At 68.8% G+C, this 16,528-nt stretch carries 15 protein-coding genes and 2 rRNA genes (1 of these 17 cut by a window edge); 7 read left to right on the forward strand and 10 right to left on the reverse strand.

Annotated elements, in window-relative coordinates:
• The first annotated feature begins 14 nt into the window (after positions 1-14).
• Positions 15-983: a zinc-binding dehydrogenase gene (locus ACVDFE_RS38720; protein WP_360397126.1), complete on the forward strand. Its 969-nt coding sequence runs from the start codon at positions 15-17 to the stop codon at positions 981-983.
• 109 nt (positions 984-1,092) lie between these two features.
• Positions 1,093-2,511, forward strand: coding sequence for an amino acid permease (locus ACVDFE_RS38725; RefSeq protein ID WP_360397125.1), 1,419 nt, complete (start codon positions 1,093-1,095; stop codon positions 2,509-2,511).
• Here ACVDFE_RS38725 and ACVDFE_RS38730 read toward each other — a convergent pair.
• The 3 genes from ACVDFE_RS38730 to ACVDFE_RS38740 form a co-directional block, all read right to left on the reverse strand.
• Entirely contained in the window at positions 2,486-4,021 is a 1,536-nt protein-coding gene (locus tag ACVDFE_RS38730) for a DUF885 domain-containing protein (protein WP_458433893.1), read from the reverse strand. The two genes, ACVDFE_RS38725 and ACVDFE_RS38730, sit on opposite strands and share 26 nt — an antisense overlap.
• A gap of 118 nt (positions 4,022-4,139) precedes the next feature.
• A complete protein-coding gene (locus ACVDFE_RS38735) occupies positions 4,140-4,511 on the reverse strand; it encodes a DUF885 family protein (RefSeq protein WP_458433894.1) in 372 nt (123 codons plus the stop codon).
• A gap of 10 nt (positions 4,512-4,521) precedes the next feature.
• Positions 4,522-5,568: a nitronate monooxygenase gene (locus ACVDFE_RS38740; RefSeq protein WP_458433896.1), complete on the reverse strand. Its 1,047-nt coding sequence runs from the start codon at positions 5,566-5,568 to the stop codon at positions 4,522-4,524.
• A 113-nt stretch (positions 5,569-5,681) separates the two neighbouring features.
• Here ACVDFE_RS38740 and ACVDFE_RS38745 point away from each other — a divergent pair, with 113 nt between their 5' ends.
• A complete protein-coding gene (locus ACVDFE_RS38745) occupies positions 5,682-6,785 on the forward strand; it encodes an alkaline phosphatase family protein (RefSeq protein ID WP_458433897.1) in 1,104 nt (367 codons plus the stop codon).
• Between the two features lie 30 nt (positions 6,786-6,815).
• Here the strand turns inward: ACVDFE_RS38745 and ACVDFE_RS38750 are convergent, their stop codons facing one another.
• The gene (locus tag ACVDFE_RS38750) at positions 6,816-8,294 is read right to left on the reverse strand and encodes a chitinase (protein ID WP_458433898.1); all 1,479 of its coding nucleotides are present in this window, start codon (positions 8,292-8,294) and stop codon (positions 6,816-6,818) included.
• 98 nt (positions 8,295-8,392) lie between these two features.
• Between ACVDFE_RS38750 and ACVDFE_RS38755 the strand changes: the two genes are divergently transcribed.
• Positions 8,393-8,824 (forward strand): HD domain-containing protein, encoded by a 432-nt coding sequence (locus tag ACVDFE_RS38755; RefSeq protein ID WP_458433900.1) that lies wholly within the window; start codon positions 8,393-8,395, stop codon positions 8,822-8,824.
• A 74-nt stretch (positions 8,825-8,898) separates the two neighbouring features.
• A complete protein-coding gene (locus ACVDFE_RS38760) occupies positions 8,899-9,231 on the forward strand; it encodes a hypothetical protein (RefSeq protein WP_458433901.1) in 333 nt (110 codons plus the stop codon).
• Here the strand turns inward: ACVDFE_RS38760 and ACVDFE_RS38765 are convergent.
• From ACVDFE_RS38765 to lepA, 3 genes are all read right to left on the reverse strand, one after another.
• Positions 9,180-9,467, reverse strand: coding sequence for a hypothetical protein (locus tag ACVDFE_RS38765; protein WP_458433902.1), 288 nt, complete (start codon positions 9,465-9,467; stop codon positions 9,180-9,182). The genes ACVDFE_RS38760 and ACVDFE_RS38765 overlap by 52 nt on opposite strands.
• Positions 9,468-9,534: 67 nt before the next feature.
• Positions 9,535-10,359 (reverse strand): DUF72 domain-containing protein, encoded by an 825-nt coding sequence (locus ACVDFE_RS38770; RefSeq protein ID WP_458434466.1) that lies wholly within the window; start codon positions 10,357-10,359, stop codon positions 9,535-9,537.
• 32 nt (positions 10,360-10,391) lie between these two features.
• A complete protein-coding gene (gene lepA / locus ACVDFE_RS38775) occupies positions 10,392-12,227 on the reverse strand; it encodes a translation elongation factor 4 (protein ID WP_360397117.1) in 1,836 nt (611 codons plus the stop codon).
• Positions 12,228-12,316: 89 nt separating this feature from the next.
• On the opposite strand from lepA, the gene ACVDFE_RS38780 reads away from it, so the two are divergent.
• Complete coding sequence (locus tag ACVDFE_RS38780; protein WP_458433903.1) at positions 12,317-12,739, forward strand: type II toxin-antitoxin system PemK/MazF family toxin; 423 nt, start codon at positions 12,317-12,319, stop codon at positions 12,737-12,739.
• Positions 12,740-12,787: 48 nt separating this feature from the next.
• Here the strand turns inward: ACVDFE_RS38780 and ACVDFE_RS38785 are convergent, their stop codons facing one another.
• A complete protein-coding gene (locus tag ACVDFE_RS38785) occupies positions 12,788-13,633 on the reverse strand; it encodes a helix-turn-helix domain-containing protein (protein WP_360397115.1) in 846 nt (281 codons plus the stop codon).
• A 173-nt stretch (positions 13,634-13,806) separates the two neighbouring features.
• Between ACVDFE_RS38785 and ACVDFE_RS38790 the strand changes: the two genes are divergently transcribed.
• Positions 13,807-14,799, forward strand: coding sequence for an ADP-ribosylglycohydrolase family protein (locus ACVDFE_RS38790; RefSeq protein ID WP_458433904.1), 993 nt, complete (start codon positions 13,807-13,809; stop codon positions 14,797-14,799).
• Positions 14,800-14,877: 78 nt separating this feature from the next.
• On the opposite strand, the gene rrf is transcribed toward ACVDFE_RS38790, so the two are convergent.
• Both rrf and ACVDFE_RS38800 read right to left on the reverse strand, forming a co-directional pair.
• Positions 14,878-14,994, reverse strand: a 5S ribosomal RNA gene (gene rrf / locus ACVDFE_RS38795).
• A gap of 88 nt (positions 14,995-15,082) precedes the next feature.
• Positions 15,083-16,528: ribosomal RNA gene (locus ACVDFE_RS38800) — 23S ribosomal RNA — on the reverse strand (it continues 1,638 nt past the right edge of the window).

Consider the following 16,528-nt stretch of genomic DNA (forward strand, 5'->3'; position numbering starts at 1 on the left):
GTATGTTGCGAACCATGTTCGCCGTTTACGCAGCAGAACCCAGTCCCGAGAACCCGCTGGCCTCGCTCCGCGTCGGCGAGCGCCCCGACCCCGAGGTGCCCGCCGGGTGGGTGCGGGTCGCGGTCAAGGCGGCCAGCCTCAACATGCACGACCTGTGGACGCTGCGCGGGGTCGGCATCAAGCCCGAGCAGTTCCCGATGGTCCTGGGCTGCGACGGCGCGGGCGTCCTCGACGACGGCACCGAGGTGGTGCTGCACTCCGTCATCGGCGACCCCGGCTGGGACGGCGACGAGACCCTCGACCCGAAGCGCACGCTGCTCACCGAGAAGCACCAGGGCACGTTCGCCGACTACGTCGTGGTCCCCGCCCGCAACGCACTGCCCAAGCCGGCGGACCTCACGTTCGCCGAGGCCGCGTGCATGGGCACGGCGTGGCTGACCGCGTACCGGATGCTGTTCGTGAAGTCGGGCCTGCGCCCCGGTCAGACGATGCTCGTGCAGGGCGCGTCCGGCGGTGTCTCGACCGCGCTCATCCAGCTCGGCCGCGCGGCCGGGTTCCGCGTCTGGGTCACCGGCCGCACCGAGGAGAAGCGCGCTCTGGCGCAGACCCTCGGCGCCCATGACACCTTCGAGTCCGGTGCCCGCCTGCCGGAACGGGTCGACGCGGTGTTCGAGACCGTCGGCAAGGCCACCTGGTCGCACTCGATGAAGGCGCTCAAGCCCGGCGGCATCGTCGTCATCTCCGGCGCGACGTCCGGTGACGCGTCGGCGGCCGAGCTGCAGCGGCTGTTCTTCCTGCAGCTGCGCGTGGTCGGCTCGACCATGGGCACCCGCGAGGAGCTGGGCGACCTGATCCGGTTCTGCGCGCTCAACGACCTCAGGCCGCAGATCGGCGCCGAGCTGCGGTTCGAGGACGCCGAGCAGGGCCTCAGGGCGATGCTGGACGGCGAGACCGCCGGAAAGATCGTGTTCAGCAGGCCGTAAACAGCACCGGAAGCCAAAAATCGGTTCCCTGATTGGTGGGTTCGGACAAACCGCGTGACAGTGGTCCCGAATAGGTTCGCCCGGACCCACTCTTCAAGGGAGCTAGGCAATGACCACACAGGGCGTCTTCCGGCGCAAGCCCATCGACCGGATCGCCGAGGACAGGGGCGACGGGCTCACCAGAACGCTGGGCCTGTGGCAGCTCACCGCGATCGGCATCGGCGGCATCATCGGCGCGGGCATCTTCTCGCTCGCCGGTGCCGTCGCGAACAAGACAGCCGGTCCCGCGGTGCTGGTGTCGTTCCTGATCGCCGGTATCGCGAGCGCGGCGGCGGCGTTCTCGTACGCGGAGTTCGCGGGCCTGATCCCCAAGGCCGGCAGCGCCTACACCTACGGCTACGCGGTGCTCGGCGAGATCGTCGGCTGGTTCATCGGCTGGGACCTGCTGCTGGAGTACACCGCGATCGTGGCGGTGGTCGCGATCGGCATCTCCGGCTACTTCACCGAGCTGCTGTCGCTGCTGAACGTCCACCTGCCGCAGTGGATGCTGGGCGCACCGGGCACCGAGGCCGACGGCGTCGCCGCGGGCACGTACAAGGTGAACCTGTTCGCCGTGCTGCTGTGCCTGCTGATCGCGTTCGTGCTGAACCAGGGCATGAAGAACGCCGCGCGCTTCGAGACCACGCTGGTGTACCTCAAGATCGCCGTGGTGGCGCTGGTCGTCGTCGTCGGCGCGTTCCACATCAACACCGACAACTACAACCCGTTCTTCCCGTTCGGCATCTCGGGTGCGCTCACGGGTGCGGCGACGGTGTTCTTCGCGGTGTTCGGCTACGACGCGATGTCCACGGCCGCCGAGGAGTCGAAGGACTCCCAGAAGCACATGCCGAAGGCGATCATCTACTCGCTCGCCGTGTCGATGGTGCTGTACGTGCTGGCCTGCCTCGTGCTCACCGGCATGGTCAACTACAAGGACGTCGACGCGGAGTCCGCGTTCGCCACGGCCTTCGCCGACATCGGCCTGCCCGCCCTGGGCATCATCATCTCCGTCGGCGCGATCCTGGGCATCACGACGGTGCTCTTCACGTTCCTGCTGGGCGCCGCCCGCGTCGGCTACTCGATGAGCCGCGACGGCCTGCTGCCGCAGTGGTTCGCGAAGACGCACCCGGTGAAGCACGTGCCGACGCGCATCACCTGGGTGCTGGGCATCGCCTCCGCGGTCATCGCGGGCTTCCTGCCGATCGCGGAGGCCGCCGAGCTCACCAACATCGGCATCCTGCTGGCGTTCGTCGTCGTCTGCGTCGCCGTGGTCGTGCTGCGCTACAAGCAGCCCGACCTGCCGCGCACGTTCAAGACGCCGGGCATGCCGGTCGTGCCGATCATCGGTGTCGTCTTCTCGATCTGGCTGATCACGTTCCTCACGCCGGAGACCTGGCTGCGGTTCGCGGTCTGGTTCGTGATCGGCCTGGTCGTCTACTTCACCTACTCGAAGCGCAACTCCGTCATGGAGAAGGAGTCCAAGCGGTAACCAGGGAGTCGAGCGTGGCGAGCGGCACCGGGCCGTTCGCCAGCACGAGGTCGTGGAACGCGCGCACGTCGAAGCGGTCACCCAGCCGGGTGGCCGCTTCCTCGCGCAACCGGAGGATCTCCAGCCGCCCCACCATGTACGCGAGCGCCTGCCCCGGCGTCTCGATGTACCGGTCGACCTCGGACTCGATCTCCGGCGCGGTCATCACGGTGTTCTCGCGCAGGTAGTCCACGGCCTGCCGGCGCGACCACCCGAGGGCGTGCAGGCCGGTGTCGACGACGAGCCGCCCTGCGCGCATCGCGTCGAGCGACAGCATGCCCAGCCGCTGCTCGTCGGACGAGTACAGCCCCATCTCCTCGGCCAAGCGCTCGGTGTAGAGGCCCCAGCCTTCGAGGTAGGCGTCGATGAACGCGAACTTGCGCACGTTGTGCAGGTCGGTCTCGGCGGCGATCGTGATCTGGAAGTGGTGGCCGGGGATGGCCTCGTGGAACGCCGTCACCTCCGAGAGCGTGCGGCTGCGTTCGGTGGCGCCCAACGGGTTCAGGAAGTAGACGCCGGGACGGGAGCCGTCCAGCGCGGCGTCCATGTAGTACGCGAGCGGCGCGACCTCGCGGTCCACCTCGGGGACGAGCCGCACCTCGCAGGGCGCCTTGGGCAGCCGGCCGAACCACCGCGGCGCGACGGCCTCGGCCCGCGCGACGGCCTCGACCGCGCTGGTGACCATGTCGTCCTCGTTGTCCCACAGCAGCTCCGTGCGCAGCCGCGTGAAGATCTCGGTGACGTCCGAGGTGCCCCACACCCGTGCGCCGATCTCCGCGTACTCCTCGCGCAGCCGGGCGATCAGGTCGAGCCCGAGCCGGTGCAGCTCGGCCGGCGTGTAGGCCGTGGTCGTGTAGTCGCGGACCAGCCGGGCGTAGTTCTGCTCGCCCTCCGGCAGCCAGCACAGGCCGGCCTGCGCGTCCTCGCGGCCGTCGAGCGACAGCAGCACCTCGCGGAACCGGGCGAACGCCGGCCGCAGGTCCGCGTCCCCCTCCCACGGCTGCCGCGGCGAGGCGAGGAACCGCTCCAGGTGCGCCGCGCCGTTCACGACGTGCCGCCGCAACGGCCTGCGGTCGGTGTCGAGCAGCCGGGTGGCCGCCTGGTCGAGGAACCGCGGGATCTGGTCCAGCCGCTTCGAGAAGTCGACCTGGGAGGCCAGCCCGAGCAGACCGCCGACCGGCGCGCTCAGTCCCGCGGCCACGGTGTGCTCGACCAGCCGGGCGTCGATCTTCGTGATGATCGACTCGGCCTGGTGCCTGATCACGGACCTGGTGACCGGGTCCTCGTCGCTGGTGTCGACGCGGCTCACGATGTCCGCGAGGCGGGCGCGCAGGGCCTGATGGCCCTCGACGCTGAGGTCGTCGAGCCGGTCGTCCCAGCCGGGCAGGCCGACCATGGTCGCGAACGCGGGCGTCCAGTCCATCATCGCCTGGAACGTCTCATCGGAGAGCGAGGTCACACCGTCCTTCATAGCCGCGCTCACCCCGCTTCGCCAACGAATTGACCGACGAGCTCGCCGAGCGTCGGCAGCGGAACCGGTCCAGCACCTAGCACGAGGTCGTGGAACGCCCGCACGTCGAACCGCTCGCTCAGTGCCGCCCCGCCTCCACCCGCAGCCGCTGGATCTCGATCCGCCCGATCATGTAAGCGAGCGCCTGGCCGGGTACCTCGATGTAGCGGTCGACCTCGGACTGGATCTCCGGCTCCGGCATCGCGGTGTTCTCGCGCAGGTAGCCGACCGCCCGCTGCCGCGCCCCCCCGAACGCGTGCAGGCCGGTGTCGACCACGAGCCTGGCCGCGCGCATCGCGTCCGCGGACGGCATCCCGAGGCGTTGCTCGTCCGACGAGAACAGGCCCATCTCGCAGCCGACGCGGGGCAGCCGGGCACCCCCGAGCACCGAGGTGAACACCGGGTCCCGGTCGCAGAAGGCCTGGAACATCTCATCCGCGGGTGAGGTCACCGGACCGTTCCTAGCCGCGCGCGAACCTCTGCGCCAGCGAGTCGACCGCTTCCCGCAGCTCCGCGTCGAGCCTGCGCACGACCTCGGCGGCCGGTGCGGCCGGCGCGAGCGGGTAGGTGGTGCCCGCCCACAGCGACATGGCCTCCAGCTCACCGGTGGCGCGCACCGGTTTCGTGAGGTGGTGCACGTTCGGGTACGCGGCGGGCGCGTGCGGGGTGTTCTCGACCAGGAACCGGTTGACCAGCCCGCGCGCCGGCCGTCCGCTGAACGCACGGGTCAGCGCCGTCCTGCGGCCACCCGCGCGCAACGCCTCCCGTTGCGGTGCGGCGGTTCCCGCCTCCGGGCAGCCGAGGAACGCGGTGCCCAGCTGGGCCGCGACCGCACCGGCCGCGAGCACCGCCGCGACGTCGGCGCCGTGCACCAGCCCGCCGGTCGCGATCACCGGCAGGTCGACGGTGCCCCTGACCAGCCGGAGCGCGGCGAGCGTCCCGTACAGCTCGCCACCTCCGGGCGAGACGCCGTCGTCGGTGAAGGTGCCGCGGTGCCCGCCCGCGTCCGATCCCTGCACGCACAGCACGTCCGCGCCGATCTGCCGGGCCTGCCGCGCCTCGGCAGGGGTGGTCACCGTGACCACGACGGTCGCCCCCGCCGCCTTCAGCCGCTGCACGTCGTCGACGTCGGGCAGCCCGAACGTGAACGACACCACCGGCACCCGCAGCGCCAGCACCAGTTCGAGCTTCGCCGCGTAGTTGTCGTCGTCCCAGCGCGGCTCGCCCGGCACCGCGCCGAGCTTCCCCGCGAACGCGGTCACCCGGTCCACGTAGGACGAGATGTCGGCGGTCGGCCGGGTGCCCGGCACGAACAGGTTGACCCCGAACGGCGCCCCGGTCAGCTCCCGGGTGCGCGTGACCTTCTCGGCGAGCTGCTCGACGGAGACGTACCCGGCCGCCAGGAACCCGAGCCCGCCGGCGTCGTTCACCGCGGCGACCAGCTCGGGTGTGGAGGCGCCGCCCGCCATGGGTGCGGCGATCACGGGCACGGCCAGCGTCTGGAACATGAGCCCAACCTAGTTGGGCGGGCCCGTGAACGCCCGGCGAAGTGGCTGTGTTCACGGTGGCGCAAGGAAACGCCGTTCACCTCCCGGTCATGCCGGTGGGTGAGACTCGGTCCGTGAAACGCCGCACCCTGCTCAGGGCCGCCGCAGGCTCGGTCGTCCTCTCCGCCGCGCCCGGTGCCGCGTTCGGCGCGACCGGCCGGGGCCGGCGGGTGTACGTGGTCGTGCTCGCCGGTCTGCGGGCGGACGAGGTGGGGACCGCGCTGACGCCGAACCTCGTCGCGCTGCGGGCGGACGGCACGTACTTCCCGCGGGCTCGTTCGCTGCCAGCCGCCGGGAGCATCGCGCACCTCGTCATGATGCTGACCGGGGTGCGGCCCGACCGCAGCGGTGTGCCCGCCGACGTCGTGTTCGACCGGGCGCGCGGTGTGCGGCGGCTGAGCGAGCCGAGGTTCCCGACGGTGCTGGAACGCTTGCCGGAGCTGGGTTTCCGCACGGGCGCGGTGCTGCCGGAGGAAGACCTGCGCCGGGTGGTCGGCACGCGGGCGACGTACGGGTGGGAACCCCGGCCGCCGGTCACGGGGACCGCGCCGGACGCGTTCACCTCGCACGCCCTGCACGCCGTGGTCGACGAGGCAGACCCCGACCTGGTGGTCGTGCAGTTCGGCACCGGAGCCCCGGCCGCTGCCGCGGGGCGGTCGCTGGCCGCGCGCACGGCGGACGAGCAGCTCAGCAAGCTGGTGCGGCACCTCAGGGCGACCGGGCGGTGGGAGCGGTCCGTCCTCCTCGTCACCGCGACTCCCGCCGCGGACCGGTCCCCGGTGTCGCCGGAGGAGCACATCCAGACAGATCCGTTGCTGCGCAACAGGGTTGTGGTCGTGCAGAACGACGGCGCCGACCTGCTGTACTGGACCGGCCCCGCCTCGGACCGCGCCCTGGCCGTGCGGCACCTGGAGTCGGTGGTCTCGCGAGTGCCCGGTGTGCGGTCGGCGCACCGGCCGGCCGAGCTGCGCCTCGGACCGGAGGCCGGCGACCTGGTGGTGCACCGGGGACGTGCCGCGGCCGAGCCGGTGCCGCTGCTCGTCGCCGGTGGCGATCCCGTGGTGGGGCGCGGGGTCTCGATGACACCCGCGTCCACTGTGGATGTCGCACCGACGGTGGGGAGGCTGTTCGGCCTCCCCGAACCGTCGGGCGGGGGTGACGGTCAGTCCGTCATCTGAGGCAGTCCGTCAGCCGGACCGCGCCATCATCTAGGGCAGGGAGTCCAGATGAGGGGCGACCGTGTTGGCGAACTGCCAGTTGTTCGAGGCGTCCCAGTTGATCGACCACGTCATGGCGCCGCGGATCGACGGCCAGGTCGTGCTCGGCTTGAACGTCCCGCAGTTCGTGCCACGCGCGAGGCAGCTGAGGGCGTTGTTGACGTTGGCGGGCGACTGGTACCCGCCACCGGCACCCGACGGCGACGCGGGCAGGCCGAGGCCCACCTGGTCGGCGCGCAGGCCGCTCTGCAGCTGGATGCACGCGAGCGCGGTCAGGAAGTTGACCGTGCCCTGGCTGTGGACCTGCTGGTCGCAGCCGAGCATCGAACCGGAGTTGTAGTACTGCATGTTGACGATGGTCAGGATGTCCTTCGTGGCCAGCGCCAGCTTGAAGTACTCGGCGTTGACGTTCTGCATGTCGATCGTCTGCGGCGCCATGGTGATGACCTTGCCGCCACCGGCGTGGATGCTGCGCAGCGCCTGGCCCATGTACTGGGCGTTGACGCCGTTCTCCAGGTCGATGTCGACGCCGTCGAAGCCGTAGGTGGAGATCAGGCCCTTGACGCTGTTGGCGAAGTTGGTCGCGGCGGTGGAGTTGGCGACGCTGATCGTGCCCTTCTCACCACCGACGGAGATGATCACCTTCTGGCCGCGGGCCTGCACGGTCTTCACGTCGGCGCGGAACTGCGCGTCGGTGTAGCCGCCGAGCTGGCTGCTCAGACCGGGGTCGAGGTTGAACGCGACCTGCCCCTGCACCGCCGTGGCATCGGCGAACGAGACCGCGATGATGTCGTAGGTGGTGGGGACGTCGGACAGCCGCAGAGCGCGCGCACCGTTGTAGAAGTTCTGCCAGTAGCCCGTCAGCACGTGCTTGGGCAGACCGGTGATCGGCGGGTTGCTCGTCGTCGTCGTGGTGGTCGTCGTGGTCGTGGTCGTCGTAGTGGTGGTGGTCGACGTCGTCGTGCTCGTGGACGTCGGCGGAGTGCCGGGGCCGTCGAGGTTGACGTCGTCAGCGTAGTAGGCGGGCTGGCCGTACCAGCCGTGCAGGTAGATCGTCACGCTGGTGGCGCTGCCGGACGTGAAGTCGAGGGTCAGCTGGGAGAAGCCGCTGGAACCGGGCGTCCAGGTGCTCTTCTCCACGCCGCCGGTGACGCCGAGGTAGACGTAGCTGCCCTGCACCCAGGCCGACAGCTTGTACGCCGTGTTCGGTTGCACCGAAACGGTTTGCTGGCACCGCGCGGTGCTCTGGCCGACAGGTGTGCCCTGCAGCGCGTACTGGCCGGTGCGTTTGGTGCCGGACGTGGCGCTGGTGCCCTCGGTGCAGGTCCAGCCGCTCAGGTTGCCCGCCTCGAACCCGTTGTTGGCCGCGAGGTTGGCGGCGGCGGCGTTGCCGTTGATCACCAACACCAGACCGGCACATGCGATGAACGCCGACAGCAGCGCGATCGCCGCTCGTCTGGTTTTGGACATGGTCCACCTCCACACACTCATGCGGCGACCATGTTGTGAGTGGACTAAAAATGGACTAGACCACTGCGGTTGGTCAAGCCCTGGTTTAGCTTGAGGGCGTGTTCACCCTCGAAAACGCGATCACGATCGCCACCGAGGCCCACGAGGGCCAGGTCGACAAGTCGGGCCTGCCCTACATCGGGCACCCGTTGCGGGTCATGGCCGCCGTGAGCGGCGAGCACGAGCAGATGGCCGCCGTGCTGCACGACGTCGTCGAGGACACCCCCGTGACCGCGGCCGGCCTGCTCGCCCGCGGCTGCCCGCCCGAGGTGGTCGACGCGGTCGTGGCGCTGTCGCACCTGCCGGACGAGCCGCAGGAGGACTACCTGCGCCGCGTCGCCGCCAACCCGCTGGCCGTCACGGTGAAGCGCGCGGACATCGGCGACAACCTCTCGCCGGCCCGCGTCGCCCGCCTCGACGCGGCCACGCAGGAGCGGTTGAAGGCCAAGTACGCGCGCGCCCTGGGGTTGCTCGACGAGTACGTGAGCTAGCTGACCTTCTTCATCGGTACAGGTGTCGTGAACTGGGTGTATTATCGAATCGTAACCAAGATTGGAAGGACACGATGACCCGCCACGACCTGTCCGTGAAGTCCCTGCGCTCGAACCTGGCCGTCCGCCGTGACGCCCGGCTGAAGCGCCGGAGCCTGGAGCGGCAGTTGGCCAGCTACACCACCGAGAGCGACCGCCTCGAACTGGACGCCATCCTCTCCCGCCACAGCGCCGAGGAGACGGGCGAGCCTCCGTTCGATCATCAACCGCCAGGCGATGGACCGCTTGATCCGCGCCTGACCGGTACCTGTGTGGGCCACCCCCGGCAACGCCGCCGCGGGTGGCCTTTGCGTTTTCAGTACAGGCGCTTCACCGTCAGCACGTTGTCCTTGCGCGACTCCTGCTGACCGTCCGGCCCGACGAGCGGCCGTTCGACCACGTCGTCGGTGATGATGATCCAGTTGTCGCCGAGCCGGAGGTGGTCGAGCACGTCCTTGGTCGTCGGGAAGTAGTAGTCGCGGTGCTCGGACCACGACGGCGCCCCGGCGTGCCCACCGACCACCAGCCGCCCGCCCGGCGCGACCGCCTCCGCGGCCCGCTTGAGGATGCTGTTGCGCTCCCCGTCCTCCAGCGCAGTCGTCATGCCGTCCACGATGCCCACCGTTGTGCCGGAGCGGCAAACTCCGTTGCCGATCCGGCAACAAACGCGGTCAGAACAGCGTGGCGGGTTCGACCGGTTCGGGCTCGGGCAGCGCGTCGAGCTCGGGCACGAGCGTGCGGACGTCGTCGTGGAACCGGCGGGCGAGCGCGGGCGCGTCGTCGTTGTCGGGGGTGTGCAGGAACACCGTCGGCGACCGGCCCTCCCGCAGCCAGCCGGCGACCACCTCGGCCCACGGCCGCCACCCCTCGACCGTCTCCTCGACCGAGTCGCGGCCCAGGTAGCGGACGATCGGCTGGTCGGTCAGCGCCCGCGTCCGCCGGGGCAACCGCGGTTTGCGGTCCCAGGCCTCGCGCTCGGCGTCGCTGGTCGGCGGGCTCTGGAAGAAGACCTCGGTGTCGAACGGCACCCACTCTGCGTCCACGTCGTCGAGGGCCCCCTCCAGCAGCGACGTCGCACCGGCGTCGGTGAAGAACACGGGGTGGCGCACCTCCACGGCACGCCGCAAGCCGACGGGCAGCCTGCGCAGGAAGCGGCTCAGTGCCTCGACGTCCGCCGGGCCGAACGAGCCGGGCAGCTGGGTCCACAGGACCGCGCGCTCGCCCAGGGGCTCGATGGCGTCGAGGAACGCCCGCATCGGCACCTCGACACCGGCGAGCCGGCGCTCGTGCGTGACGACCTTGGGCAGCTTGACCACGAACCGGAAGTCCGGGTCCGTCTGCTGCGCCCAGGTCTCGACGGTCTTGCGGGCGGGCGTCGCGTAGAACGTGGTGTTGCCCTCGACGGCGTTGCACCAGCCGGCGTAGGCCCGCAGCCGCTCCCCCGCGGGAAGCGACTGCGGCAGGAACCGCCCTGGCCACGCCTTGTGGTTCCACATGGCGCAGCCGACGTGAAGGCGTGCCACGGCTCCTACTTCTTGCCCTTCGGCTCCTCGGTCGACAGCGCGGCGACGAAGGCCTCCTGCGGCACTTCCACGCGCCCCACCATCTTCATGCGCTTCTTGCCTTCCTTCTGCTTCTCCAGCAGCTTGCGCTTGCGGGTGATGTCACCGCCGTAGCACTTGGCCAGGACGTCCTTGCGGATCGCGCGGATCGTCTCGCGGGCGATCACACGGGACCCGATGGCCGCCTGGATCGGCACCTCGAACTGCTGTCGCGGGATGAGCTCGCGCAGCTTCGTGGCCATGCGCGTGCCGTAGCCGTAGGCGTGGTCCTTGTGCACGATCGCGGAGAACGCGTCGACGGCCTCGCCCTGCAGCAGGATGTCGACCTTGACCAGCTCCGACTCGGCCTCGCCCGACTCCTCGTAGTCCAGCGAGGCGTAGCCGCGGGTGCGGGACTTCAGCGAGTCGAAGAAGTCGAAGATGATCTCGCCGAGCGGCATGGTGTAGCGCAGCTCGACGCGGTCCTCCGACAGGTAGTCCATGCCGCCGAGCTGGCCGCGCTTGGCCTGGCACAGCTCCATGATCGCGCCGATGTAGTCCGACGGGGCGATGATCGTGCACTTGGTGACGGGCTCGTACACCTCGGCGCGCTTGCCCTCCGGCCAGTCGGACGGGTTCGTCACGACGTGCTCGGCGCCGTCTTCCATGATCACGCGGTAGACGACGTTCGGTGCCGTGGAGATCAGGTCGAGGCCGTACTCGCGTTCGAGGCGGTCGCGGGTGATCTCCAGGTGCAGCAGGCCGAGGAAGCCGCAGCGGAAGCCGAAGCCCAGTGCCGCGGAGGTCTCCGGTTCGAACGTCAGCGCGGCGTCGTTGAGCTGGAGCTTCTCCAGCGCCTCGCGCAGCTCCGGGTAGTCGGAGCCGTCGACCGGGTACAGGCCCGAGTAGACCATCGGGCGCGGCTCGCGGTAGCCGGCCAGCGGCTCGGTGGCGCCCTTGCGCTCGGAGGTGACGGTGTCGCCGACCTTCGACTGGCGCACGTCCTTCACGCCGGTGATCAGGTAGCCGACCTCGCCGACGCCCAGGCCGCGGGACGGCTTCGGCTCCGGCGAGACGATGCCGACCTCGAGGATCTCGTGGGTGGCACCGGTCGACATCATCTTGATGCGCTCGCGCGGCGTGATCTTGCCGTCGACGACGCGGATGTAGGTGACGACGCCGCGGTAGGTGTCGTAGACCGAGTCGAAGATCATCGCGCGGGCCGGTGCGTCCGCCTCGCCCACGGGCGGCGGGACCAGCTTCACGACCTCGTCGAGCAGCGCCTCGACGCCGAGACCGGTCTTGGCGGAGACCCGCAGCACCTCGTCGGGCTCGCAGCCGACGATGTGCGCGATCTCCTTCGCGTACTTGTCCGGGTCCGCGGCGGGCAGGTCGATCTTGTTGAGCACCGGGATGATGGTGAGGTCCTTCTCCATCGCCAGGTACAGGTTCGCGAGCGTCTGCGCCTCGATGCCCTGCGCGGCGTCGACCAGCAGGATCGCGCCCTCGCAGGCCTCCAGCGCACGGGAGACCTCGTAGGTGAAGTCGACGTGGCCCGGCGTGTCGATCATGTGCAGGACGTGGTCCTGCCCGTTGACCTGCCAGGGCAGGCGCACGTTCTGCGCCTTGATGGTGATGCCGCGCTCCCGCTCGATGTCCATGCGGTCGAGGTACTGAGCGCGCATCGCCCGCGCTTCGACCACGCCGGTGAGCTGCAGCATGCGGTCGGCCAGCGTGGACTTGCCGTGGTCGATGTGCGCGATGATGCAGAAGTTCCGGATGAGTTCCGGCGGCGTGAACGTCGTGTCGGCGAACGTGGTCAAGGCGGTCCTCAGCAGGAAATCGGACGGGTGTCCCCTTATGGTCCCATAGAGGCCCACGTGCTCTGCACCACTAGGGTGCGTTCGTGCTGATGAACGGTGAAGACCCCCGCCCGGCCAAGGGCGCGGTCCGCGAGATCTTCGACGCGGCGGAGGCCGCCAAGCTCGAGTACGAGCCCTCGGTGGACGGTGACGCGGACCCCGGCGAGGTCGTCTGGGCGTGGGTGCCCTACGAGGAGGACGCGAACCGCGGCAAGGACCGCCCGCTGCTGGTCGTGGGCCGCGCGAAGGGCGAGCTGATCGCGTTGATGCTCTCCTCGAAGGAGCCGCGCGACGACTACCTGGAGCTGGGCTCCGGTGCCTGGGACCGCGACGGCCGCCCGTCCTACCTGCGACTGGACCGGGTGTTCGCCCTCGACTCCGACGACGACATCCGCCGCGAGGGCGCCGTGCTCGGCCCGGTCGCCTTCGGCCAGGTCGTGGACGCCCTGCGCGCACGCCACGGCTGGCGCTGACCCCCACGGGTGCGGGGGCGCCTGACCACGCGCCCCCGCAGCCGCCCGTCACGCCGCGTGCGGCCCCTGGTCGTCGCGCGCGGCCCGCCGGCGCCCCGCGTACTCCCCGAGCTTGCCCAGCGACTGCTCCTCGTCCAGCGCGACCTCGGCCAGCCGGTCGAACACCAGCCTGATCCGCGCGATCGCGCCGGGGTCCTGCACGAACACCTGCGCGAGCTCGGTCTCGCTGAACACGACCGGCATCGCCTTCTCGTACTCCCAGAGCACGCAGCCGCTGGACGGCACCACGGCCCGCATCGGCACGACCCGGACGCTGTGCTCCTCGGACAGCAGCCGCGCGCACTGGTCCTCCATCACCCGCCGGCCGCCGACCCGTTGCTGCAACGCGAACTCGTGGATGTAGAACAAGCATTTCGGCGGGTTGTTCCGACGCAGGACTACTTGCCGGTCCATGCGGTGCTGCACGGCCGCAGCAATTCGGTCGCCGGTCGTGAAACCACCGAGCCGGTGCAGCGCGTCGGCGTATTCGTGGGTCTGCACCAGACTGGGCAGCTTGGTCACCGAATAGCTCGTGATCGACGTGGCCGCGGACTCCCCGATCCTCGCCGTGCGCACGTCCTCCGGCGCGTGCACGACGTACTCGTCGAAGGCGTACCGGTACCGGCGCCGGAAGTCGTCGATGTACTGGATGTCCTTGCCGCACATGGTGAACAGCTGCACGAGGTCGATGTCGGTGGCCCGCACCTTGCCGTGCTCCAGGTTGGACACCTTGCTCGGGTCCCACCCCAGTCGCACGGCCAGCGCCGCCCCGCTCATGCCGGTGCCGGCCTCCCGGACGCGGCGCAGCTCGTCGCCCAGGTCCCTGCTGTACGCGGTAGATGTGAATACAGTCACGCCAAAACGCTATGGCTTGTATTTATTCCATGGTACGGGCCCTTTCGGGTGAAAAGAGCGCCTGGACGACTCCGGTGATGTCGACGGAGTCCATTGCCGTTGCCGCGCCACCGGAACAAATGCACTTCAAGGGTTCCACACCGTTGCACCGCTCGCGCAAGTAGGGTCGGACCGTGGACCGAGTCGCGGGATCGTTGTACGGGTTGGCTTTCGGGGACGCGCTCGGCAAGCCGACGGAGTTCCTGTCCGTTGCGGAGATCGACCGGCGGTTCGGTCCTCACGGACCGGACGACCTGGTTGGCGACCCCGCCCTGGTCACCGACGACACGCAGATGGCACTGGCCGTCGCGTGGGCGCTGCACGGCGTCGACCGGTACACCGCCGACGTGCTCGAACCGCGGCTGCGCGAGCGGTTCGTGTCCTGGGCGCACAGCCCGGAGAACAACCGCGCACCCGGGATGACGTGTCTGCGCGCGTGCGGCGGCCTGGCGGAGGGCCTGCCGTGGGTGGAGGCGACCATCGCGGGGTCCAAGGGCTGCGGTGCGAACATGCGGGTCACGCCGGTGGGACTGGTGCCCGACCTCGACCTCGACGTCCTCGCCGGGGTGTCGCAGCTGCAGGCCGCCATGACGCATGGTCATCCCACGGCGCTCGCCGCGTCCGAGCTCACCGCGTACGCGACCAGGCTGCTGGTCGACGGACGCGACCTGGCCGAGGTGCCCGCCGCGATGCTGGACCGCTGCCGCGAACGGCGCTCGGTCTACCTGGAGCAGTGGCTGGGTCCCCTGTGGCGGACGCCGGGTGCGACGACGCCGGCCGACTTCATCGCGCGCGGCTGGGACGAGTGCGCCGAGGTGCTCGAACGGCTGGTGGCCGCCCTCGCCGAACCCGATGACGGGCAGGACGCGAGCCTGGCCACCGGCGAGGGCTGGATCGCGGAGGAGGCGCTGGTGACCGGACTGTACTGCGCGATCCGGCACGCCGACGACCCGGTGCGGTGCTTGGTGCGGGGCGCGAGGACCAGTGGTGACTCGGACTCGATCGCGGCGTTGGCCGGGGCGTTCGCCGGCGCCGCGCACGGACTCGCCGCGTGGCCGCAGGAGTGGGTCGAGCGCATCGAGTACGCGGATCAGTTGGCAGCGCTCAGCTCCGGCACGGCCGGCTGACCTCGCTCGACGGTCGTGGAACACGAAAAAAAGCCCTGCGGGGAGCGCTTGTGGCGCTCAACCCGCAGGGCAAATTAAGTTCGGCGGCGACCTACTCTCCCACACCGTAACCAGTGCAGTACCATCGGCGCAGAAGGGCTTAACTACCGGGTTCGGAATGGGACCGGGTGTTTCCCCAACGCTATAACCACCGAAACACTATGAAATTACAACCAGCCGACCGGAGTCGACCTATCGGTTCTGGTTGTTCTTCCAGAACCGCACAGTGGATGCGTAGCGTCTTCGTAACAAGTCCTCGGCCTATTAGTACCAGTCAGCTCCAACCGTTACCGGTCTTCCACCTCTGGCCTATCAACCCAGTGGTCTAGCTGGGGGCCTTAACCCACAAAGGGTGGGATACCTCATCTTGGAACGAGCTTCCCGCTTAGATGCCTTCAGCGGTTATCCCTTCCGAACGTAGCCAACCAGCAATGCTCTTGGCAGAACAACTGGCACACCAGCGGTCCGTCCGTCCCGGTCCTCTCGTACTAGGGACAGCCTTCCTCAAGTATCCTACGCGCGCGGCGGATAGGGACCGAACTGTCTCACGACGTTCTAAACCCAGCTCGCGTACCGCTTTAATGGGCGAACAGCCCAACCCTTGGGACCTACTCCAGCCCCAGGATGCGACGAGCCGACATCGAGGTGCCAAACCATGCCGTCGATATGGACTCTTGGGCAAGATCAGCCTGTTATCCCCGGGGTACCTTTTATCCGTTGAGCGACCACGCTTCCACAAGCCATGGCCGGATCACTAGTTCCGACTTTCGTCCCTGCTCGACCCGTCAGTCTCACAGTCAAGCTCCCTTGTGCACTTGCACTCGACACCTGATTGCCAACCAGGCTGAGGGAACCTTTGAGCGCCTCCGTTACTCTTTGGGAGGCAACCGCCCCAGTTAAACTACCCACCAGGCACTGTCCCTGATCCGGATCACGGACCGAGGTTAGACATCCAATACGACCAGAGTGGTATTTCAACGATGACTCCACAACCACTGGCGTGGCCGCTTCACAGTCTCCCACCTATCCTACACAAGCCGAATCGAACACCAATACCAAGCTATAGTAAAGGTCCCGGGGTCTTTCCGTCCTGCCGCGCGTAACGAGCATCTTTACTCGTAATGCAATTTCGCCGGGCCTGCGGTTGAGACAGTCGAGAAGTCGTTACGCCATTCGTGCAGGTCGGAACTTACCCGACAAGGAATTTCGCTACCTTAGGATGGTTATAGTTACCACCGCCGTTTACTGGCGCTTAAGTTCTCAGCTTCGCCCCGAAGGACTAACCGGTCCCCTTAACGTTCCAGCACCGGGCAGGCGTCAGTCCATATACATCGTCTTGCGACTTCGCATGGACCTGTGTTTTTAGTAAACAGTCGCTTCTCGCTGGTCTCTGCGGCCGTCTCGCCCTAGCCCGCAAAAGGCTTCAAGCGCTACGGCCCCCCTTCTCCCGAAGTTACGGGGGCATTTTGCCGAGTTCCTTAACCACAGTTCGCCCGATCGCCTCGGTATTCTCTACCTGACCACCTGTGTCGGTTTGGGGTACGGGCCGCGTGAAAGCTCGCTAGAGGCTTTTCTCGGCAGCATGGGATCACTCTACTTCGCCTCAATCGGCTACGCATCACGTCTCAGGATATGTGAAGCACGGATTTGCCTATGCTTCTCCCTACACGCTTGCACCAGTACTACCACT

The organism is Lentzea chajnantorensis (genome assembly GCF_054300775.1).